Source organism: Treponema medium, assembly GCF_017161265.1.
GTDB classification, from domain to species: Bacteria; Spirochaetota; Spirochaetia; order Treponematales; family Treponemataceae; genus Treponema; species Treponema medium.
This window is the reverse complement of the sequence record NZ_CP031393.1, coordinates 689,577-710,459: the sequence shown is the minus strand read 5'-3', so window position 1 is coordinate 710,459 and position 20,883 is coordinate 689,577. Positions and strand designations below refer to the sequence as shown.

General features: G+C 45.9%; 23 protein-coding genes. 15 read left to right on the top strand and 8 right to left on the bottom strand.

The window, feature by feature from the left end:
- Positions 1 to 43 precede the first annotated feature (43 nt).
- From DWB79_RS03230 to pheT, 3 genes are all read left to right on the top strand, one after another.
- On the top strand, positions 44 to 187 hold the full coding sequence (locus DWB79_RS03230; RefSeq protein ID WP_206181041.1) for a hypothetical protein: 144 nt from the start codon (positions 44 to 46) through the stop codon (positions 185 to 187).
- A gap of 298 nt (positions 188 to 485) precedes the next feature.
- On the top strand, positions 486 to 1,034 hold the full coding sequence (locus DWB79_RS03225) for a GNAT family N-acetyltransferase (RefSeq protein ID WP_016522610.1): 549 nt from the start codon (positions 486 to 488) through the stop codon (positions 1,032 to 1,034).
- Between the two features lie 442 nt (positions 1,035 to 1,476).
- Complete coding sequence (gene pheT / locus DWB79_RS03220; RefSeq protein ID WP_016522609.1) at positions 1,477 to 3,216, top strand: phenylalanine--tRNA ligase subunit beta; 1,740 nt, start codon at positions 1,477 to 1,479, stop codon at positions 3,214 to 3,216.
- Here pheT and DWB79_RS03215 read toward each other — a convergent pair.
- Positions 3,213 to 4,997 carry a hypothetical protein gene (locus tag DWB79_RS03215; RefSeq protein WP_016522608.1) on the bottom strand — a complete coding sequence of 595 codons (1,785 nt, stop codon included), beginning with the start codon at positions 4,995 to 4,997 and terminating at the stop codon, positions 3,213 to 3,215. The genes pheT and DWB79_RS03215 overlap by 4 nt on opposite strands.
- A gap of 2 nt (positions 4,998 to 4,999) precedes the next feature.
- Entirely contained in the window at positions 5,000 to 5,788 is a 789-nt protein-coding gene (locus DWB79_RS03210) for a hypothetical protein (protein WP_016522607.1), read from the bottom strand.
- 534 nt (positions 5,789 to 6,322) lie between these two features.
- Here DWB79_RS03210 and DWB79_RS03205 point away from each other — a divergent pair.
- Positions 6,323 to 7,942 carry an ATP-binding protein gene (locus DWB79_RS03205; RefSeq protein ID WP_016522606.1) on the top strand — a complete coding sequence of 540 codons (1,620 nt, stop codon included), beginning with the start codon at positions 6,323 to 6,325 and terminating at the stop codon, positions 7,940 to 7,942.
- Between the two features lie 220 nt (positions 7,943 to 8,162).
- On the opposite strand, the gene DWB79_RS03200 is transcribed toward DWB79_RS03205, so the two are convergent.
- The 6 genes from DWB79_RS03200 to DWB79_RS03175 form a co-directional block, all read right to left on the bottom strand.
- On the bottom strand, positions 8,163 to 8,816 hold the full coding sequence (locus DWB79_RS03200) for a sulfate/molybdate ABC transporter ATP-binding protein (RefSeq protein WP_016522605.1): 654 nt from the start codon (positions 8,814 to 8,816) through the stop codon (positions 8,163 to 8,165).
- Positions 8,813 to 9,472 carry a molybdate ABC transporter permease subunit gene (gene modB, locus DWB79_RS03195; RefSeq protein ID WP_016522604.1) on the bottom strand — a complete coding sequence of 220 codons (660 nt, stop codon included), beginning with the start codon at positions 9,470 to 9,472 and terminating at the stop codon, positions 8,813 to 8,815. Before modB ends, DWB79_RS03200 begins: the two co-directional genes overlap by 4 nt.
- Before the next feature lie 9 nt (positions 9,473 to 9,481).
- A complete protein-coding gene (modA, locus tag DWB79_RS03190; protein WP_016522603.1) occupies positions 9,482 to 10,264 on the bottom strand; it encodes a molybdate ABC transporter substrate-binding protein in 783 nt (260 codons plus the stop codon).
- Positions 10,265 to 10,359: 95 nt separating this feature from the next.
- Positions 10,360 to 10,986, bottom strand: coding sequence for a MogA/MoaB family molybdenum cofactor biosynthesis protein (locus DWB79_RS03185; protein WP_016522602.1), 627 nt, complete (start codon positions 10,984 to 10,986; stop codon positions 10,360 to 10,362).
- A complete protein-coding gene (locus tag DWB79_RS03180; RefSeq protein WP_016522601.1) occupies positions 10,977 to 11,954 on the bottom strand; it encodes a molybdopterin-binding protein in 978 nt (325 codons plus the stop codon). Before DWB79_RS03180 ends, DWB79_RS03185 begins: the two co-directional genes overlap by 10 nt.
- Positions 11,955 to 12,209: 255 nt before the next feature.
- Positions 12,210 to 14,228 (bottom strand): DUF4139 domain-containing protein, encoded by a 2,019-nt coding sequence (locus tag DWB79_RS03175; protein WP_016522600.1) that lies wholly within the window; start codon positions 14,226 to 14,228, stop codon positions 12,210 to 12,212.
- Positions 14,229 to 14,766: 538 nt separating this feature from the next.
- On the opposite strand from DWB79_RS03175, the gene tuf reads away from it, so the two are divergent.
- The 11 genes from tuf to rpmC all read left to right on the top strand — a co-directional run bounded on the left by tuf (position 14,767) and on the right by rpmC (position 20,878).
- A complete protein-coding gene (tuf, locus tag DWB79_RS03170) occupies positions 14,767 to 15,954 on the top strand; it encodes an elongation factor Tu (protein WP_016522599.1) in 1,188 nt (395 codons plus the stop codon).
- A 59-nt stretch (positions 15,955 to 16,013) separates the two neighbouring features.
- Positions 16,014 to 16,322 carry a 30S ribosomal protein S10 gene (gene rpsJ / locus DWB79_RS03165; RefSeq protein ID WP_016522598.1) on the top strand — a complete coding sequence of 103 codons (309 nt, stop codon included), beginning with the start codon at positions 16,014 to 16,016 and terminating at the stop codon, positions 16,320 to 16,322.
- A gap of 72 nt (positions 16,323 to 16,394) precedes the next feature.
- Complete coding sequence (rplC, locus tag DWB79_RS03160) at positions 16,395 to 17,021, top strand: 50S ribosomal protein L3 (RefSeq protein WP_016522597.1); 627 nt, start codon at positions 16,395 to 16,397, stop codon at positions 17,019 to 17,021.
- A gap of 15 nt (positions 17,022 to 17,036) precedes the next feature.
- On the top strand, positions 17,037 to 17,675 hold the full coding sequence (rplD, locus tag DWB79_RS03155) for a 50S ribosomal protein L4 (RefSeq protein WP_016522596.1): 639 nt from the start codon (positions 17,037 to 17,039) through the stop codon (positions 17,673 to 17,675).
- Positions 17,675 to 17,959: a 50S ribosomal protein L23 gene (locus DWB79_RS03150; RefSeq protein ID WP_006188372.1), complete on the top strand. Its 285-nt coding sequence runs from the start codon at positions 17,675 to 17,677 to the stop codon at positions 17,957 to 17,959. Before rplD ends, DWB79_RS03150 begins: the two co-directional genes overlap by 1 nt.
- A 33-nt stretch (positions 17,960 to 17,992) precedes the next feature.
- Positions 17,993 to 18,814, top strand: coding sequence for a 50S ribosomal protein L2 (gene rplB / locus DWB79_RS03145; protein WP_016522595.1), 822 nt, complete (start codon positions 17,993 to 17,995; stop codon positions 18,812 to 18,814).
- Between the two features lie 10 nt (positions 18,815 to 18,824).
- Positions 18,825 to 19,115 carry a 30S ribosomal protein S19 gene (gene rpsS, locus DWB79_RS03140; RefSeq protein WP_016522594.1) on the top strand — a complete coding sequence of 97 codons (291 nt, stop codon included), beginning with the start codon at positions 18,825 to 18,827 and terminating at the stop codon, positions 19,113 to 19,115.
- A gap of 18 nt (positions 19,116 to 19,133) precedes the next feature.
- A complete protein-coding gene (rplV, locus tag DWB79_RS03135) occupies positions 19,134 to 19,490 on the top strand; it encodes a 50S ribosomal protein L22 (RefSeq protein WP_156831536.1) in 357 nt (118 codons plus the stop codon).
- Between the two features lie 2 nt (positions 19,491 to 19,492).
- The gene (rpsC, locus tag DWB79_RS03130; RefSeq protein ID WP_016522592.1) at positions 19,493 to 20,233 is read left to right on the top strand and encodes a 30S ribosomal protein S3; all 741 of its coding nucleotides are present in this window, start codon (positions 19,493 to 19,495) and stop codon (positions 20,231 to 20,233) included.
- 3 nt (positions 20,234 to 20,236) lie between these two features.
- Entirely contained in the window at positions 20,237 to 20,656 is a 420-nt protein-coding gene (gene rplP, locus DWB79_RS03125) for a 50S ribosomal protein L16 (RefSeq protein ID WP_016522591.1), read from the top strand.
- A 15-nt stretch (positions 20,657 to 20,671) separates the two neighbouring features.
- Positions 20,672 to 20,878, top strand: a complete 207-nt coding sequence (rpmC, locus tag DWB79_RS03120; protein ID WP_016522590.1) for a 50S ribosomal protein L29 — start codon at positions 20,672 to 20,674, stop codon at positions 20,876 to 20,878.
- Positions 20,879 to 20,883 lie beyond the last annotated feature (5 nt).

The window sequence follows — 20,883 nt, the reverse complement described above, 5'->3', positions numbered from 1 at the left end:
CCCCCCCCCCCCCCCCCCCCCCCGTCCTACGCTAAAGGTTACCATGTACTTGGACGATGGTGTCGGCTTATTTCCGTTTGCATTGGGGCAGCCGGTAAAAAGCATTACTAAAAATGCAGCTATGATGAGCGCCGCGGCTCCTCTCAAGGTGTGCGCCTTTTTATTGGTTCTCAATTTTGTCATATAGACCTCCTGTCTTTTTTAATGGGTAATTCATAATTATGAATTCTTAATTCTTAATTACAAATTACCCATTAATTTTTACTTCTCATCAAACCGAAACAATCCGCTTGATACTATTATCATCACTCGATACTATCATCATTGCAGAGAAAAATGTGGTCTTTTTAAAAGAAAGAACCACGGTTGCTACAAAAAGAACTATGGTTACTCAATGAATGGGAAAGATATTATTGAAGGATTTGAAATCGTCTGTTTACCGGTTTTGAAAATTTAGGACAACGTTTTATGCAAAAGGATTGCGTATGATGTATGCTGAAAAAGAATATCTTCTAAAAAATAACCGCGTATGTATACTGCGGAGTGCAACTGTATCGGACGCAGCTGTAATGGTTGAATTTTTGCAGATAATCAATGAAGAAACCTATTTTATGTTGCGGTATCCGGAAGAGATTACACTTACCGAAGAGGAAGAAATAACAATCCTAAAAAACTGGGAAGATCAGCCGAATAAATTGCTGCTGCTCGCTTTGATAGACGGGGAGATTGCCGGTAACTGCGGCATTGCTCCTATTGCCGAACATCTTAAAACCAAGCACCGCGGACGCTTGGGGATTTCCGTAAGAAAAAAGTATTGGGGCATCGGTATCGGCAGTCTTCTTTTACGGGAAATACTATCCTTTGCAAAAAAGGATGGAATTGAGCAAGTTGAACTGGGCGTTTATTCCGACAATTTGCGCGCGCAAAAGCTCTATGAGCGCTTCGGCTTTACCGAATGGGGACGGTTGCCCAATGCGTACAAGTTAAAGGACGGTGGTTATCGGGATGAGATCAATATGATGCTGCATCTTTAAAAGGATCAGTCTGTTTCTCTATTTCTGTGAATAGAATTTATGTCCGGTACATTAACCACCCTCAGGGCAACCGCATTATAAAATATTTTCAGAGGTTGCCTTCCTTCTGTGCGAAATTTTACTTAAAATTTCGCACATTTTTCCAGCAGATGGGTAAACGCCCTGCATCATTCTTGCCAAACAGAGGCATATTGCATATACTCTTTCAATAGGAAACCTCTAAAAACCTCAGTTTTTTAGAGGTTTTCCTTAGATTTATTTTGCGATGTTTTTTGATAAGTCATAACAATGTAAAGACTTATCAAAAATACTCGTCGGGCATCTCTAAAAATCTAACCGAGTTTTTAGAGATGCCCTATTATATGTGAATTGTCTCAGAGGCATTGTGAACCGTGTGGTTTAGCGTTTGCCTCAGCTCAGTCATATTAAAAAAGGATAGACTATGCCCAAGATCGATGTAAATGAACAGCTTTTTTTCAACTTGTTAGGAAAAAAATACGACTATTCCCCCGAATTCGAACATTTATTAAGCTCTGCAAAGGCGGAGCTGGACGAAGCACCGTCCGCAGCAACGCCTCAAGATGAACGCATTATAAAAATTGAATTAAACGATACAAACCGTCCCGACCTGTGGTCAACAGCGGGGCTTGCTCGCCTTTTGCGTATGCACACAGGAGGAGCTTCAAACAAAGCTCGATATCAAGCATTTTTATCGACATTGAGTGGGCGGAAGGATTCCTGCAACCGGACGATAACCGTAGATCCCGAATTACAGCATATCCGCCCCTTTATGACGGCGTTTGTCATTTCGGGCAAGCCCATCGACGATGCTATGCTGAAAGATATTATCCAAACGCAGGAAAAACTGTGCTGGAACTTCGGCCGGAAGCGCCGTTCGGTGTCGATGGGGGTGTACCGCAGCGAACTGATCAATTGGCCGGTACACTACCGCGCTGTTGACCCGCACACAACCTCGTTTACACCGCTCGGTTTCGACACCGAAATGACATGTGAGCACATTATCACTGAACACCCGAAAGGCAAGGAATACGGCTGGATACTCAAGGATATGAAGAAGGTACCGCTCTTATCGGATTCAAAGGGCGGCGTGCTTTCAATGGCGCCGATTATCAACAGTGCGGAGATCGGTGCGGTACAGCCGGGGGATGCCGACCTGTTGGTTGAGCTGACCGGTACCGATATGCCCTCTCTGCTGCTTGCAACCAACATCGTTGCCTGCGATTTTTCCGATGCGGGATATATGATTTTACCGGTCAGCATAGAATATCCGTATGAAACCGGCTTCGGTAAGACGATTACTACGCCCCTTTACTTCCAAGAGCCGACAAAGACGACGGTTCATGCCGTCAATAAACTTCTCGGAACGGAGCTTCCGGCACAGGACATTGTGGAAGCGTTAGAGCGTATGGACAACACCGTTACCGTCGAGGGGGATTGTCTGTCGCTGATGCCGCCCGCGTATCGGAATGACTTTTTACACGAAGTTGATATTATCGAAGACGTGATGATGGGGAAAACCGTCGAGTTCTTTGAACCGGAAACGCCGCGGGAATTTACCATCGGGCGGCTCTCTCCGGTTACCCTGCTGAGCAGAAAGATTAAAAGTTTGATGGTCGGCTTCGGCTATCAAGAGATGATTTTTAACTATCTCGGCTCAAAGAAAGATTACATCGACCGCATGAATATAGACGGAACGGGGGTAATCGAAATTGCAAACCCCATGTCGGAAAACTATCAGTTTGTCCGCCCGTCTATCATTCCGTCGCTCTTATCCGCAGAAACGGTTTCGGGCAATGCGGTCTATCCGCACCGTATCTTTGAAACGGGGAAAATCGCATACCTTGCTCCCGAAGAAAATACCGGTACATGTACCTGCCAAAGCCTTGGCTTTCTGACCGTAAATCAAGACGCTAACTTTAACGAAGCCGCCAGCCTTGTCGCCGGCCTACTGTACTATCTGCAAATGGACTACAACGTATGCGAAACGCACGACCCGCGCTTTATCGAAGGGCGGCAAGCGGGGGTTCTTGCCGATGGGAAACAGATCGGTATTTTCGGCGAGTTGCATCCGCAGGTATTGGAAAACTGGTCTGTTACCGTGCCGGCATTTGCGGGCGAACTCGATATTGAAAGTATCTTGGGAATCTCTAAAAACGCTTAGGCTTCCGACCGCTGACCGATAAATAAAAAACACACTCCGATAAAACAGAGCATGTATGCAAGCAATAACAGCAGCGGTGACAAGCTATAGGATATGTCGGTAAGTAGGGCAATGATGAGGCGGGCGCAATAGCGCGCCGTCTCCACAAATCCTGTTGCCAGTACAAAAAAGAGCGGAAACGCCAGCGCCCATGTGTGTTTGAATTTTTTGTGCGGCGGAACTCTGAAACGCCATGCCAGTACGAGCATATAAATCGAAATAATCCAAATAAGAAACACATCGATAATTCTTGCTAATAGTTCCCGATGATATATTTGTGCAGGGAAGCCGTATTGTGCTCCCCGTTGCCGAAATGCATAGAGCTGAGGGAGTGTCATGGATTTTTCACCTTCGTTGGCCGCTATAATCAGCTGAAAATCATTGTATGAAAACGGCAGCCGCAGAGATGTCTGCCGCTCAATCGGCATTGTTCCTTCCAGAACGAACGGTTTTAACACTACTTTATCACGTTGCTTATCCACAGCGCGGAATAGCATTCTGAGCATAGGTACTCCATCTGCACTTTCAATCGGGATAAGTTTAATGAACGGGATTCGAGACCGATAAAGAATCTTACCGTCGGCGGCGTATTGTGTAAGTTCACAATTCCTTCCATATATTTCCCTGATACCGTTGTTGGTAATATAAGAGAGCCCTTCTATTGTTACCTGTGCCGATGCCCTCGTACCCGAAGCAGGAACGGTAAAATGAATATTACGTACTGTTTCAAGGAGCGGTAGGGAGGCTGTTTCATCGATAAAGAAAACTTCTTCCAATGCTTTTTTTCGGGTAATATCTATAAAACGATCTATATCGGGGTCTTTTTTGAGCGGATTATTCTGTTCAAGCATTCGCTTCGTACTCATAAATTGATAGTATGCTTTGATATAGTTTCCTTGCTGGATTAGCTCGTATCCGGCTTTTTTCGCTTGGTATAAGCGGATATCGAATTCGGCGGTAAGCTCGGCAATTCCTTTTTCAATTTGATTCCACGCCTGTGCTGCCAGCCGCAGGGCTTCTTCGCGATAAGGCGCATTTTCGGCACTAAGCTGATATGCTCTCATAGCATAATAGTGTGCGGTGTAAAAATCATATTTGTTCATAAACCGCTTGCTGATAAATAATGCCCCTTCCGCTGTTAAATTTTCGGGTTCGGCCGTTTCAGGAGATGGTTCGCTTTTGTTGTTTTGCTTATGATCAGCATTGTATGATTCATACAATATCTTAGCTTTATCAAAAAGCTGTAATGCTTCGGGATTGTTTTTCCAGATTCCTAACGCTGCCTTCGCCTTATCATAGGCTTTTTCGGCCTCCCCGTTGCGTAATGAAATATCAGTCTCTTTTATAAAATCATAATAATCCTGTGTTTTAAGTTCGCTGTAGCGTCGGTAGTCTGTCAGCAACGGCATTACTATTTCTATCAGTATGATATAAATGGTAATGCACGAAAAAAGCATAATAAATGCCTCTTTTAAGTAGTGAAGTAATATGTCAGAAAATCTCGGTACGGTATTTTGGCCGCATGTGCCGAAAATAACGGCATATCCTATCAATATGGCGGAGACCAATAAGCTCGGCATAATCCGTATAAATAAGATGCCTGTTTCCGCTAATTTCCGGCTTATCAAAAACTGCGGCAGTACATCGATTTTTTTGAGAAAAAACACATAGATGAGACAGCATCCGAGTCCGATTATAAAGTGAATAAGAACGGACAGCCAACCTTTTAGCATCTCAGGCATTTTTATGCGGCGCTCCTTTTTTTGGTCTTTGAATATATCAGCAGCATTTTTAAACCGCCTATAGAATGGAACACTACGGCAACAATACACAAAATGAGCGGAATTCCGTATATGCCATTTTCAGAATTTGTTATATGGAGATTAAAGAGCGCTGTACGGAATCCTTCCAACTGCATATACGGATATACGAGCAACAAGGCGCCGGAAAGGAGAAGTAAGAAAAGAAGGTTGAACAGATTCCATTGCGTTATAGTGCATACAAACCAAAATGAGCTGACGCAGAAAAAAAGTGTACCTACGAAGAAGAGATATGTTGCAAAATTTAACGTATAGGCAGCATATACATCAGAAAAAAGACTGTCGGCGCCCTTTCGTAATAAGGTTAAAAATAACGGCTTATTTATAAAAGCGGTCAATGCTTTGTCGACAGGCGCCGTTGCTTTGTAGGCTGTTATTGCGTCTTCAATGAGAGAAAACTGCGCATAACAGGCCGGTATGATAACCGTTGCGGTAAATATTAAACACACGAGGAACAAGCTAAGCGCTACGCCCAGCTTTGCAGGGTGTCTCATCAAAAATGTGTACACCCCGATAATGGCCATCATCACCGCTAACGGAAGTACGTAACACGCCTTTTGCGCCATACAGAGAAGCAGGAGCCCCGCCGATTCTGATGCAAACGGGACAGCCATTTCATAGCGCAAGGCTATTCCTCCGAAAAAGGCAAAGATAACAACTGCGCTTAAAAGGCTTAAGAAAAAAACGCCGGGAACCAGTAAAGCATTCTTCATAGGTATCCTTAGAGTAACACGTTATAGATACAATCTCAAGAGTACCCTTTCAAATATACAACGCAGATACCTGCATATTTGCAATGCGAGTTCTTGTGTTTTATCGTTACAAAACCCGTACGGTTCGAAATTTTAACGAAGGCTTATTTTAAGCGGTACAAATGGCACCGCTTAAAAACACAGTGAGTTTGCTTAGCGCAAACATCGCGGATTATATGTGCGCCTTCCGCGCACGAATTCGGCAGCCTCCAAAATTGATATTTTGTTCGGCTGTCGAATTTTAAGGAAGGTTTATTTTCAGCCGCTAAAATGGCGCGGCTGAAAAACACGTCAACTTTGCTTTGTGCAAACTTGCGGATTGTATGTGCGCCTTCCGCGCACGAATTCGGCAGCCTCCAAAATTGATATTTTGTTCGGCTGTCGAATTTTAAGGAAGGTTTATTAAGCCCTTTTATACAGTTTTATATAGTGGCGGCCGCCGTAATTTTCAAAAGAAAATTGCGGAAAAATAGTAAACACAGTATAATAAATACCATGAACATTTCACGGAAACTACCGATTGGCATACAGAGTTTTGAAAAACTGCGCCGGGATGGGTATCTTTATATTGATAAGACTCTATTTATTTGGAAGCTTGTACAAACTTCCAGTCCTTATTTCTTAAGCCGGCCGCGCCGATTTGGGAAAAGCCTTTTCCTTTCAACATTAGCAGCATATTTCCTTGGACAGAAAGAGCTGTTCAAGGGTTTATATCTTGAAAAAGCCGAAGAAGAACAAGCCGTACAAGAAAACAGAGCTGCATGGCAGAAATATCCGGTATTCTATCTGGACTTTAATACCGGCAACTATAATTGTATGGAAGCTTTACAGGAAAATCTCAACATCTTTTTATCGCGGCTTGAAGATATCTATGGGAAAAAAGATGTTGAAGAGACTCCTCCAAAACGCTTCGAAGGACTTTTAAAGCGTGCATATCAAAAAACCGGCAAGCAAGTAGTCATTCTTGTTGACGAATACGATAAACCACTCCTGCAAACGATGGGCGGAAATGAATCCTTAAATGAACAATACCGAAACGAACTTAAAGCATTTTATTCGGTGATAAAAACCTGTGATGAATATATCCGCTTTGCCTTTCTCACCGGTGTTACAAAGTTCAGCAAGATCAGTATTTTTAGCGATCTGAATAATCTGAAAGATATCAGCTTACATGAAACCTACGCCGGTATCTGCGGAATCACGCAAAAAGAGCTTGAAGATAATTTTAAACCTGAAATACAGGGGCTTGCCGCAAGACAAGGGCTTGACTATCCGCAGGCAATCGCAGCCTTAAAGCAATGGTATGACGGCTATCTGTTTCATCCTGCCGGGGAAGGACTGTACAATCCCTTTAGCCTTCTCAATGCCTTTGATTATAAAGAGTTTAAAAGCTACTGGTTTAGTACGGGAACTCCGACATTTTTGGTCAATTATCTCAGAGAAGCACACTATTTTGTTCCCGACTTGGATGGAAATGTTGAGCTGGATGAATCGGGATTACAAACATATCGGGCTGTAGCACAAGACGCTTTACCGATTCTGTTTCAGGCTGGCTATTTGACGATTAAAGAATATATAAAGGAAGCGCGGCTATACCGGTTAGGGTTTCCAAATGATGAGGTGCGGTACGGCTTTTTAGGGAATCTACTGCCTGCATATACTGCTGTGCCGTTTGGAGATACAGGAAAATCAGTGTGGCGGTTTGTGGAAGATATCCGCAAGGGGAAGGTCGATGCTTTTATGGAACGGATACAGTCGATTATCGCCGGTATTTCGTATGACAATTTTAGCAAAGAAAAGCTGAAATTGCGGGAGCAGAATTATCAGACTGCGGTGTATCTGATTTTTAAACTGATGGGGCAGTTTGTGCAAACGGAAGTGTGCTGTGCAAGCGGTCGCGCAGATTGCGTAGTTATTACCGCGGATGCTATTTATCTCTTTGAGTTTAAGCTGAGCGGTAACGGCACGGCAGAAGATGCTATCAATCAGATAAAAGAAAAAGATTATGCCGTGCAGTATAAACTGAACGAGAAAAAGGTTGTGCTGATTGGAGCTGCTTTTGATGATAATACACGTACTATCAAAGATTGGAAAACCGAAATGCTTGAAAAATAATTTCCAGTGTATGACGCAGTAGATGCGATGTTGAGCAGTGTACGTTCGTGTATACTGCTCAACGAGAGTTTTTCTGATGAAAACTCGCTTTTGTTTAGAACCACTGACATCCTGCCAGAGTAGCAATGGTGTGACAGAGTCACAACATCGCAGTCAAAACTACACGGATGTATAGTTTTGACGAACACTCTGCGTCGGGGTTATTGATTCTACGGGAAATTTAAATAGAGCTTTCGTGTTCCGTGATCCTGCCGTTTTTGATGAACAGCGAGCGGGTGCAGTACCGTTCAACCTCATCTTTATTGTGCGAAACAAAGAGGACGGGGCAAGCGGCGCGTTCGAGGGTCGCTTTTAAATCTTCGTGAAGGGAATCTTTCAGTTCGTTATCGAGGGCGGAAAACGGTTCGTCCAGCATAATCAGTGCGGGGGAGGCGGCGAGGAGACGAGCAAGGGCAACCCTCTGCTGCTGTCCGCCCGAAAGCTCTTTTGGGTAGCGTCCTTCAAAGGGGGTGATGTGCAAAAGCTCCAAAAACTGATCGGCTATTTCTTTTTTACGGTTCCGGTCTTTTATTCCACAACAGATGTTTTCTCGCACGGTCATATACGGAAAAAGCGCATACGACTGAAACATGTAACCGGCGTTTCGTTCCCGTACCGGTACATTGATGTTCCGCTCGGAATCAAAAAGAACATGATCGTTTAAGACAATTCTGCCTGAATCGGGTGTTAGAATACCGGCAATGGATTTAAGCGTCATAGATTTGCCGCCGCCCGATTCTCCGAGTAAGCCGACAATTTCTCCCTGCGCGGCCGAAAGGCTCACATCAAGGGTAAAACCTTTCATTTTCTTTACAATCGATGCTTCAAGCTTCATACCCGTTTTTCCCTCGAAAACATATTCATGATAAAGAGCGCCGCGCACGAAATGGCGGTTATGACGCCGACCCATACCCACGCCGTGTGCATATCGCCTCCCGCGGTCGCAAAGTAAATAGCCATCGGGATGGTTTGAGTACGTCCGGGAATATTTCCGGCAACCAGCAGTGTCGCGCCGAACTCTCCGAGCGAGCGGGCAAAGCTCAAAGCAAGCCCTGCAAGGATGCCCGGCCATGCTTCCGGCAGCATAATGCGGATAAAGATAGCAAGCTCGCTCATACCGAGGGTACGCGCCGCCCACACGTGATCCTCGTTTACCTGTTCTAACGCGCCCTTTGCTCCCTTATACATCAGCGGGAACGAAACGACGATCGAAGCGATAACCGTTGCCTGCCATGTAAATATGAGTGAAATTCCTGCTTTTGCGAGCAGCATACCGATCGGACTGTTTCTTCCGAATATGACGAGTAGGAAAAAGCCCAGTACCGTCGGCGGCAATACCATCGGCAAGGTAAAAAGCACATCGATAAGAACGAGTAATTTACCGCGGATATTCAAACAGAGCCGCGCCGCCGCCGTCCCCAGTATGAATACGAAAATACCGGAAAGGACGGCTGCGCGCAGCGAGATAAAAAGCGGTGCGTAGTCAAACATATTCTCGATTTAAAGAACGGTGAATCCGTAGCGTACAAATACTTCTTTTGCAGCGTCGGAGAACAGGAAGTCTACAAACTTCTGCGCTTCAGCCGCGTGTTTGCTTGCCTTTACGACACCGATCGGGTAGATAACTTGTTTATGACTGCCCTCAGGCGCGGTGGAACAGATGGTAACATCCTTGCTGATCTTCGCATCGGTTTCGTATACGACGCCTGCATCGACATTGCCCGTTTCAACCCACGAAAGAACTTCTCGGACATCCTTTGCGAGGATGAGCTTGGAAGCAACCTTATCGGTAAGGCCGAGGTTTTGAAAAATCTGTTCGGTGTACTGCCCGACCGGTACGGATTTCGGTTCGCCGACTCCGATTTTCTTTATAGAATCTCCGGCAAGGGCTTCAAAAGAATCGAGGGCTGCTGCACTCTTGGGAGTAATAAGAACAACTTTGTTTTCGAGGATGTTCTTTACACTTGAATCGAGCATCATCCCCTTTTCCTTGAGTGCATTCATCTGCTTAATACCGGCGGAAAAGAAAACATCTGCCGGAGCGCCCTGTTCAATCTGCTGCTGCAAGGCTCCCGATGAACCGAAATTCGAGGTGATGGTTACCTGCGGATTTTTTTCGGTGTACATGGCCGACAGATCCTGAATGCAGTTTTTCAAGCTGGCTGCTGCAGAGAGCATAATTTCCGTCTTTTCGCCAGACATAGATTTCTCTTTGCTTCCTCCCGCACAGAGCGGGGCAAGTATGATGCTGCCGATCAGCAGCGCTACAATCGTTTTCTTCATAAGATACTCCTTCCGTATTTACGAAAACCCCTAAAGGCATTCCTTTTTAGCGGTTTCCTAAATATGTTTCGAGCGCCTCTAAAAACTTCGGTGTTTTAGAGGTGCTTCTTAGATATATTTGCTTCGGCAGCAGCACAATCCTGTGTGCCGCCGGTGAGCACCAAAAGAGCGTGATCCAAGGCGGGTAAAACGCAGGCAAGGTTTTCCTGTGCCGCCTTTGGACTTCCGGGAAGGTTGATAATCAGCGTGCGTTTTCGTATGCCCGCGATACCGCGAGAAAGCATTCCGTGCGGCGTTATCTTCATGCTTGCCGCACGCATTGCTTCGGGGATTCCGGGAACGGGGCGGTCGATAACCGCAGCGGTCGCTTCGGGGGTTACGTCGCGGGGAGCCAGCCCCGTTCCGCCCGTCGTAATAATCAGATCGGCGCTGTTTTTATCGGCTATGCTCATCATCGCCGTCCGCAGCGCTTCGTATTCGTCGGGAAGTACGGCTGTAGCGGCAACCTCATATCCTTGACCGGAAAGCATTTCGGCTATTATAGGGATGCTTTCATCTTTGCGCAACCCCTGAAAACACCGGTCGGATGCGCAAATAACGGCGGCTCTATACCGGACGGTGCTGTCGTTTGGGGCGCCTCTATCGGTTCGGACATTACCGGCAGCGGCTTCATCCCCGGCAACCGTGCTTCCGGCAATCAGGGATGTATCGGTTACGGGCATAAGCCGCCCTCTCCCAAGAGCGCAATATCTTCAACGGTAATGGGGTCGCGGGCAAGGATACGCGGCAACAGCCGATCGAAGACGGTGCGCTTGGCATACATCACACAGCCGGGCAGCCCCGCGATGGGAACATCGCCCGCATAGGCTAACAGCATCATCGCGCCGGGAAGGACGGGCGCACCGTAGCTGACGATGTGCGCGCCGCTTGCTCGGATGGCGGCGGGGGTTTTATCGTCGGGGTCGACGCTCATGCCCCCCGTGCAGAGCACCATATCGGAACCAGCCTGTACGGCCTTTTGTATCTCCGCCGTAATGGTTTCAACATCGTCTCCGGTATTCACGGTTTTTAATGTTTCCACGCCGTACTCTGCCAGCTTTGCCTGCACGACCGGCGCAAAGGTATCTTTAATAACCCCTGTTAGAACTTCGTGTCCCGTTACCAGAATAGTGCAGGTTTTGATGCTGTAGGGGATGACAGCCATCAGCGGATTGGAGGCATCGGCAATCGCAGCCACCTCAGCCATTTTTTCTTTTTCGATAAGGAGCGGAATAACCCGCATCCCCGCTGCCGTCTGTCCTTTTTTAAGCGGCACATAATTGCGCTGCGTCGCAATCATCACCTTACCGAGCTTGTTGATTGCAAAGAGCCGGTCGGTGTCGATTTTAAGCATACCGTCAACCGTTGCCTTCAACTCAATCTTGCCTTCTTTGGGGGCGGTCTTTTCCAGATTTGCCCCCATCGCCGCAGCGGCCAGAACTTCAGCCCCTTCATCCTCATGCAGCAGGTTTTCGGTCTTTTCCCAAACAAACAAATGCTCTTTGCCCATCGAGCGGAGCACCGGAATATCCTCCTCGGTTACGATGTGCCCCTTTCTAAACCGGGCATCCTTTGACACTCCTACGATAATCTGAGTAAGATCGTGGCACAATACATGCCCGACTGCCTCGGAAAGCGGTATTTCTTTCATTAAATTCTCCATTTGGGGTAAACGCATCAGACATATTTTTACAGCCCCGCAGAATAAAGAGGCTATTCAACCAGAGTTGAACCTCTTCGCGGTTCAAATGGTCTCACAGCCTCTTTATTCTGCGCGTTATCTTTATTGGTCTGATGCGTTTACCCCCTCTTCTAAAAATAGTGCAAAATTTTTCTAAAATTTTGCACAAAAGGAAGGTAACCGCTTGAAATATTTCCGGTGCGGTTGCCCTGTGTATCGATTTTACTAATCTACCTTGATACTCTTTACGAATGCGGTAAAGTTTTGCTGTGCTTTGGTGAGCTGCTCCGTTGCGTCAGCGATGTCTGTTTTTAGGTTATCCAGTTCGGTTTCGAGCTTAAGCAGCTTTGTTAAGAACGCTCTACCCTGCTGACTTTCCGAACCGACCGCCTCAAGATTCCTACGTACACGATCTTGCTCCTTTCCGATTTCCGTCTGACGATCCTGCAACGTCTTCAAAGCTTTTTCTGCCGCGGTCACTTTTTCTTTTTCCGTTATAATCGATGTAAATGCCTTCCGCACTTTGTCGGGAATCTCGGAATTGGTTGTGTAGGAAATAAAGGTGTTTGAATTCATATCGAATATTTTTTGACTTGATCTGTAGGTGCGTGTTTCTTCTACTTTTAGTTCGGTTCCGGTGTTCCCAGCAGCTTTAAATTTAAACCGGTATTTGTTTGCAGTCGTTTCTGCAAGGGCTTGTTTTGTCGTAAGCTCAAACCCTGCGTTTTTTGCGTGTTCGACAATAACGGTTCTCTCTTTTTTATTGGCATTTCGTATCAAGTAGGTTGTGCTTTGAACTTGCCGGTACGAAGTTGTCATCACTCCGTCAGTCATCTTTATGGTTTCGATTGTCCTCGTGGAGTCGGCTCGCTTTGAACCGGTTACTTCAATATCGTCTCCGTAGGCAATCAGACGTTTTTCGGCTTCGGGTAAAAACTCCAAAAGAGCATCGCCTGCATATTCACCCCCGTCAAGAACCGTAATGGGACCGGCAGGAAGTTTTAAGCCTGATGTGTTTTCAATACTGATACAGAACTTAGGATTAACACGCTCGTTGTATGGAATGGATGAAAATACCGAATACTTTTCCGCAGGAAGAGAGGCAAGGGTAAGCGGAATCATCGTACTTTGCTGCCGCTCAAGCGTAACGGGTTTTGACGGCGTAAAGGCAAACATCTCTCCCGCATTACCGGCTTCGGCCTGATTTTCAAAATAGGCGGAATCGTTTTTTTCCTGTAAGTCATCATACTCCGCTTCGTCATATCCTGCGACGGTATAACCATAAGCCTCTTTTTTCATCATCGCCGACCGTTTTTCTGCAAGCGGCATTGCTGCGGCATATTCGACAGCTCTATCAGCCGAATCAAAGGTTTCCGCTTCGGCGGCTTGTGCAATTGCAAGCGGCACTTCGGGGCGATAGGTATAGTAAGGCGCATAGAGGTTTTGCGTAAAACCGACCGGCCTTCCCGTTGTGAGGGTAAGCGTAATATTCTTCCAGTCAAGGTCGGTTGAATTGTCGATAATCGCCCATGCCTGAAACGCCGCTTTATCGGTACCCATGTCGAGCCGATAGCTTGCTTTCCATACCGGCGCTTCCATAACATAAGAAAGACCGATTTTCCGCTCACCTTGTGCATCGATTTTAATATCCAGTTTTTTGCGGTTCTTTGCCGAAGCGTCGAGGATGAGCGCCAAAGCGGTGTTTAAATCTTCATTTCGTTTTTTATCGGTAAATTTAAAGGATTGAATGTCTGAAAAAGCGATAATGTGAATACCGTCTTTCGCCGCAAGCGAAATAAAGAAAGTATCCGTTTCTTTTGAGCTGTTTTTATCGACGCTTAAAATCTTTCCGATAATTTGATGAGGCGTAAACAGTTCCACTTCGGCGCCCTTTTGCGCTTTTAAAATATCGTAGAGCGTTGTAGCGGCGGAAAGGTCTATTTTTAAACTTTCCAGCGTTTTCCGCAGCGTGTCCTCGGACTGATAATTGACAGCTAAACTTTTTGCACCGGGATCCATCACAACAAGCGATTTCAGCACATCGTTAATTTGAGCGGGTGAAAACAAGAGCGCTATATTCCCCGAACCGGCTACCGTCCCTTCATGCACATAGTGCGCAACGCCCGATGAGTACAGCGTTACCTTTTTAAGCGGAATGTCGTCCGCACTAAAGTTTTTCGCAGGGTCGGCTGCGGCGCCGACTATACAAGCAGCAGATAAAATCGTAAAAATCATATTCTTCATTAAAGCTCCCTTATTCATATACTGATTATACTAACCGATGGGGAAAAATGAAAGGGTACGCGGCAATCCCTCTTGTAATTTATAGAGATGCGCGTATATTTTCAAAAGCCTTGACATTTATTATTCAAAATAGTATAGTCGCTCTGTTCAATTGGATAAATGGCTAAAAGCTGCTTGTCCGGTATTCTTTAAGAGTTTTCCGGTGCCGTAAAGCCTTTTTAAGGCAGGTTTCCGTGTTAATGCTGCCAAAAGCATTAAGGGGCGTGCCCTATTACTCTGTAGGATGCCAAACCAGTCATCGGAATGGATTCTGATGATGATCAGGTGGATCCGAATAAGGCTTGTCGAATTGCTATGACGAGCTTACGCAACACGTCTTTTATAACGGTGTTTACTGTCTGATTATCCTTTATTCTATTCTTTTCTGTATTTGGTATCCGGTTTATAACATTTTTTTTCATTTTCAAGATGGAAATGGTCTCGCTGTTTGATGGGCGGGGTTTTTGTTAGTTGCCTATTGTCTGTTAGGAGGATTTACATGGCAAAGGAAAAGTTCGAGAGAACAAAAGTTCACATGAATGTTGGTACCATCGGTCACGTTGACCATGGTAAAACAACTCTTTCGGCAGCGATCACTACTCATTGTGCAAAGAAGTATGGTGATAAGCTTCTTAAATATGATGAGATTGATAATGCACCGGAGGAAAAGGCTCGTGGTATTACTATTAATACTCGTCACTTGGAGTATCAGTCCGACAAGCGCCACTATGCGCACATTGACTGTCCCGGACACGCTGACTATGTTAAGAACATGATCACCGGCGCTGCTCAGATGGATGGTGCGATTCTTGTTGTTTCTGCTCCGGACTCGGTTATGCCTCAGACTAAAGAACACATCCTGCTTGCTCGTCAGGTTGGTGTTCCTTCTATTATTGTATTCCTTAACAAGGTTGACCTTGTTGATGATCCTGAGCTTATTGAATTGGTAGAAGAAGAGATTCGTGAAACACTCGAATCTTACGGCTTCCCCCGCGATACGCCGATTATCAAAGGTTCCGCATTTAAGGCGTTGGCTGACGGTGCTTCCGTTGAAGATACTGCTTGTATCGATGAGTTGCTGGAGACCATGGATAATTACTTCGCTGATCCTGTCCGTGATGATGCAAAGCCTTTCTTGATGCCGATTGAAGATATTTTCACGATTTCCGGACGTGGTACAGTTGTTACCGGACGTATCGAGCGTGGTGTTATCAACCTTAACGACGAAGTTGAAATTGTCGGTATTAAACCGACGAAGAAGACTGTTATTACCGGTATCGAAATGTTCAACAAGCTGCTTGATCAGGGTATGGCTGGTGATAACGTTGGTCTCTTGCTTCGTGGTGTTGATAAGAAAGAAGTTGAAAGAGGTCAGGTGTTGGCTAAGCCGGGTTCAATTCAGCCTCACACCAAGTTTGAAGCACAGATTTACGTTCTTTCGAAGGATGAAGGTGGTCGTCACAGCCCGTTCTTCTCAGGGTATCGTCCGCAGTTCTATTTCAGAACGACCGATATTACCGGAACCGTTACGCTGCCTGAGGGAGTTGATATGGTTAAGCCGGGTGATAATACTAAGATTATCGGTGAGCTGATCCATCCTATCGCTATGGATAAGGGGCTTAAGCTTGCTATTCGTGAAGGCGGCCGGACTATCGCCTCCGGACAGGTTACGGAGATTTTAGCGTAATAAAAAACAGGGCGGTCGGGTAGGCGCTATTCGGCCGCTTGTTTTTGTACGGAGGAAATATGGCTAAGGAAAAGATTCGCGTTAAGCTTCGCGGATTTGATGTTGAGTTGGTTGATCAAAGTTCTAAAGCAATTGTGCAAGCTGTGCAGAGGGTTGGGGCGAAGGTGTTGGGGCCTGTTCCGCTTCCTACGCGCATTAATAAATTTACCGTGCTTCGCTCTCCGCATGTAAATAAAAAGTCGCGTGAGCAGTTTGAAATGCGGACGCACAAACGATTGATCGATATTATTGAACCTTCTGCAGAAGTGATGAATGCTTTAATGGCATTGGAGCTTTCAGCAGGGGTTGATGTAGAAATTAAACAATAAAAGAACGGTAGACGGCATTTAATCAGGATGTGCGTACCGGAGAAGCGGGAGTTTCTCAAGGAGTTATGAGTTATGGTTGGTCTGATTGGTAAGAAAATCGGCATGACCCAGTTGTTTGATGACGAGGGGCGGCTGACACCTGTTACCGTTTTGCAAGTAGTACCGAATACGGTGGTCGCAGTAAAAGATGCGGATCATTTCGGTTATGAAGCGGTTGTGTTAGGAACGGGTGAATTAAAAGAAGGACGTGTTTCAAAGGTGTATGCAAATCAATTTGCAGAAGGTGTTGCGCCTGTTCGTCTTTTAAAAGAATTTAGAGGTTTTGATAAAGAAGTTACCGTTGGCGCAAAAATCGGCGTTGAGGTTTTGGAATCTGTCCGGTATCTTGATATTACCGCGATTTCAAAAGGAAAGGGCTTTCAGGGTGTTGTAAGGCGCTATGGTTTCGGCGGTGGACGTGCTTCTCACGGTTCAAAATTTCACCGTGAGCCCGGTTCGACAGGGCAGTGCACCAGCCCGGGGCGATCGTTTAAAAACGTTAAAATGCCCGGTCACATGGGTGCCGAACGAGTAACGGTACAGAATTTGCGGATTGAAAAAATAGATCCCGAATTGGGCGTCGTTATGGTACGTGGTTCCGTTCCCGGTAAAAAGGATGCGGTTGTGTTCCTTAAATCCGCTGTAAAACGGGAAAGATAACGGCAGGAGAAGAGAATGGAAAAGAAAGTCTATTCGATTGATGGTAAGGAATTGCGGACAATTGAACTTAACGATGCAGTGTTTGGTTTGCCGGTAAATGAAGATGTCATTTACTATGCCATTACAAATGAATTAGCAAATATGCGTGTCGGTACGGCGTGTACAAAAGGTCGTGCTGAGGTAAACGGTTCTAATGCAAAGCCGTATAAGCAGAAGGGTACGGGACGTGCCCGTCGTGGTGATAAAAAATCACCGCTTCTAATCGGCGGCGGTACGATTTTTGGGCCGAAGCCGCGTGATTACAGCTATGCAATTCCGAAAAAAGCAAAGCGGTTGGCGATGAAGTCTGTTTTGAGCTTGAAAGCTCAGGATGAAGATCGTCTTGTTGTTATAGAAGATTTTACGGTTGAAACCGGTAAAACGAAAGATCTGGTGAAAATATTGCAGTCATTTGTTCAGGATGAGCGCACGGTGCTTGTTTTGAAAGATGATGATGCAATGTTGAAGCGTGCCGGAAGAAATATTCCTACGCTGTCGTTTTTAACGTATAACCGTTTGCGTGCGCACGATCTGTTTTATGGACGGAAAGTGCTGATGCTTGAGTCTGCTGCAAAAAATCTTTCGAGCTTTTATGCGGCTGAGGGGGCTGAGTAATGCAATATACTGATGTTATTATAGCGCCTGTGCTTACGGAAAAATCAAACGAGATGCGTGAGCAGCGTAAATATGTTTTTAAGGTGGATCCGCGCTCTACAAAGGTGCAGATTAAGGAAGCAGTACGGAAGCTTTTTAATGTGAAAGTGCTTAATTGTGCTGTTGTAAACGTCGACGGAAAAATGCGTCGAGTTCGCTATCGGGCAGGTAAAACTGCAAGCTGGAAAAAAGCTATTGTGACGCTTGCTGAAGGCGAATCGATTAAAGTTTTTGAAGGTGCATAACAGCACTTATCGCTGCTTTGAAGGGGAAGATAAATGGCTCTTAAATTATATAAGCCTATAACACCGGGTATGCGCGGTCGAATTGACTTGCTTCGGGATGAAATCACTGCGCAGAAACCTGAAAAAAGCCTTACAACCGGAAAAAAATCCAATGCAGGGCGGGATAGCCATGGGCGTATTTCCGTTCGGCATCAGGGCGGTGGACATAAGCGGAAGTATCGCGAGATTGATTTTAAACGCAATAAGTACGGTATTCCGGGTACGGTTCGAACTATCGAATATGATCCGAACCGTAGTGCAAATATCGCATTGATCTTTTACGCCGATGGCGAAAAACGATACATCCTTGCTCCTAAGGGGTTGAAGGTTGGACAAAAAATTATGAGCGGCGCAATGGCTGCGCTTGAGCTTGCGAATGCATTGCCGCTTGAATCCATACCGGTCGGTTTTACTGTCCACAATGTGGAGTTGACGCTGGGAAAGGGTGGGCAAATGGCTCGTTCCGCTGGCGCTGCTGCGCTTATCGCTGCAAAAGAAGGTGATTATGTAACGTTGCGCCTTCCTTCAGGTGAGACCCGTTTGGTGCATAAAAAATGCTATGCAACAATCGGTGAGGTTGGAAATGCCGATCACATGAATATCAATTTAGGAAAGGCGGGGCGTGCTCGTTGGCGTGGTATTCGTCCTTCCGTACGCGGTATGGCTATGAACCCTGTCGATCACCCGCTTGGTGGTGGTGAAGGACGCGGAAAGGGGCGTAATCCCGTTACTCCGTGGGGTCAGCCTTGTAAGGGATATAAAACCCGTAAGAAGAAGAATACTTCGGATCGGTTTATTGTTTCACGGCGGAAGTAGGGAGTAGAGAATGTCAAGATCTGTTAAAAAAGGCCCTTTTGTAGAAAAAAGCCTGTACAAAAAGGTTGTTGAAATGAGCAAGACGGGAGATCAGAAAACAAAAAAGATGGTTAAGTCTTACTCCCGGTGCTCCACGATTATACCTGAGATGGTTGGTTTTACTATTTCGGTATATAACGGTAAATCATGGATCCCTGTGTATATCACAGAGGAATTTGTTGGACATAAGCTTGGCGAGTTTGCTCCTACCCGTATTTTCCGCGGGCACGGCGGCTCGGATAAGAAAGCGGCGAAAAAGTAGGTGGAAATAATGGCTGAAATGACTGCAAAAAACGGTTACCGCGCTACGATAAAGTATTTTATTGCTTCTCCGACAAAAGTTCGACCGGTTGCAAATGTGATTAAACGCAAGTCTTATACCGATGCAATGGCGATCTTAGAGCACATACCCAATAAAGGGGCTGCACTGATTTCACAGACGGTTAAGTCGGCTGCCTCGAATGCTTTGAACGGTAATAAAAAATTGGACGAAGATATGCTCTATATTAAAGAGATCCGTATCGATGAAGGACCGAGACTCAAGCGCTTATGGTGCCGCGGCCGCGGACGTGCGGATGTTCAATTAAAACGAATGTGTCACATTACGGTAATAGTTGACGAAAAGGCGGGAGCGTAAGTATGGGACAGAAAGTAAACCCTATCGGGTTAAGACTTGGAATTAACAAAACATGGGCGTCTCGCTGGTATGCAAGTCCGAGAGAATATGCGGATTTATTGCATGAAGACTTAAAGATTCGCGCAATGCTCCAGACGATGCCTGAGTGCAAAAATGCGGATGTTGCCGATATCGAAATTATTCGTCATCCCCAGCGTGTAACGATTGTTATTCATACTGCGCGACCGGGTGTGATCATCGGAACGAAAGGTGCCAATATCGAAAAAATCGGCGCTATTATTCAGAAAGAACTAAATAAAAAAGTTCAGATCAAGATTAAAGAGGTGAAGCGTGCTGAATTGAATGCTTCTCTCGTCGCCCAAAATGTTGCTCGTCAGTTGATGGGACGTACTTCTTTTAGAAAAGCCTTAAAGCAAGGCTGCTTTTCTACGATGAAGGCCGGTGCACAGGGAATTAAAATCCGCGTTTCGGGTCGTCTCGGCGGTGCGGAAATGTCCCGAACCGAAGAAATGAAGGAAGGGCGGATACCCTTGCACACACTCCGTGCAGATATCGACTACGGTTTTGCGGAAGCGCATACCACCTACGGGAAAATCGGTGTAAAAGTTTGGCTCTATAGCGGTATGATGTACGGTAGCGACCAAAAAGATGACGCCGGTTTATTGTTAAAAAAACAGCGCAAGGAACGCGCTCCTCGGTCGGAAAAAGGCCGCGGCGAGCGTGCGGAAGCAGGGAGGGATTAAGCGATGGCTTTAAGTCCTAAGAGAGTAAAATACCGCAAAATTCAGCGCGGTAGAGTTAAGGGAAACGCAACGCGGTGTAATCATATCGACTTTGGTGAATTTGCATTGGTATCGCTTGAACCCTTTTGGCTGACTAATCGCCAGCTCGAAGCTGCTCGTGTTGCTTTAAACAGAAAGGTAAAGCGCGGCGGTAAGTTGTGGATACGTGTATTCCCCGATAAGCCGTATACAAAAAAACCGGCTGAAACACGTATGGGTAAAGGTAAGGGGGCTCCGGAATATTGGGTCGCTGTTGTAAGACCCGGAACGGTGCTGTTTGAGCTTACCGGTATTGATCGCTCGCTTGCGGAAGAGGCTATGCGTTTGGCAGGAAGTAAGCTTCCGTTTAAGACACGCTTTGCCGAGCAGCCGCGCGATAACTAAGATGGAGTTTTCCGAATGAAAAAGCCGAACTATAAAGATTTATCCCTTGCCGAATTGGTGGCAAAGCGGAGCGAACTAAAGCAAAAATATATGGATTTGAGGTTTCAGTTTGTAGTGGGACACGTAGAGAACCCTATGCTGAAACGGTCTATGCGCCGCGAAATTGCAGCGCTGAACACATTTATCCGGCAGAAAGAACTGGCCGGCGTAAGTGCAGAGTAGGAGCA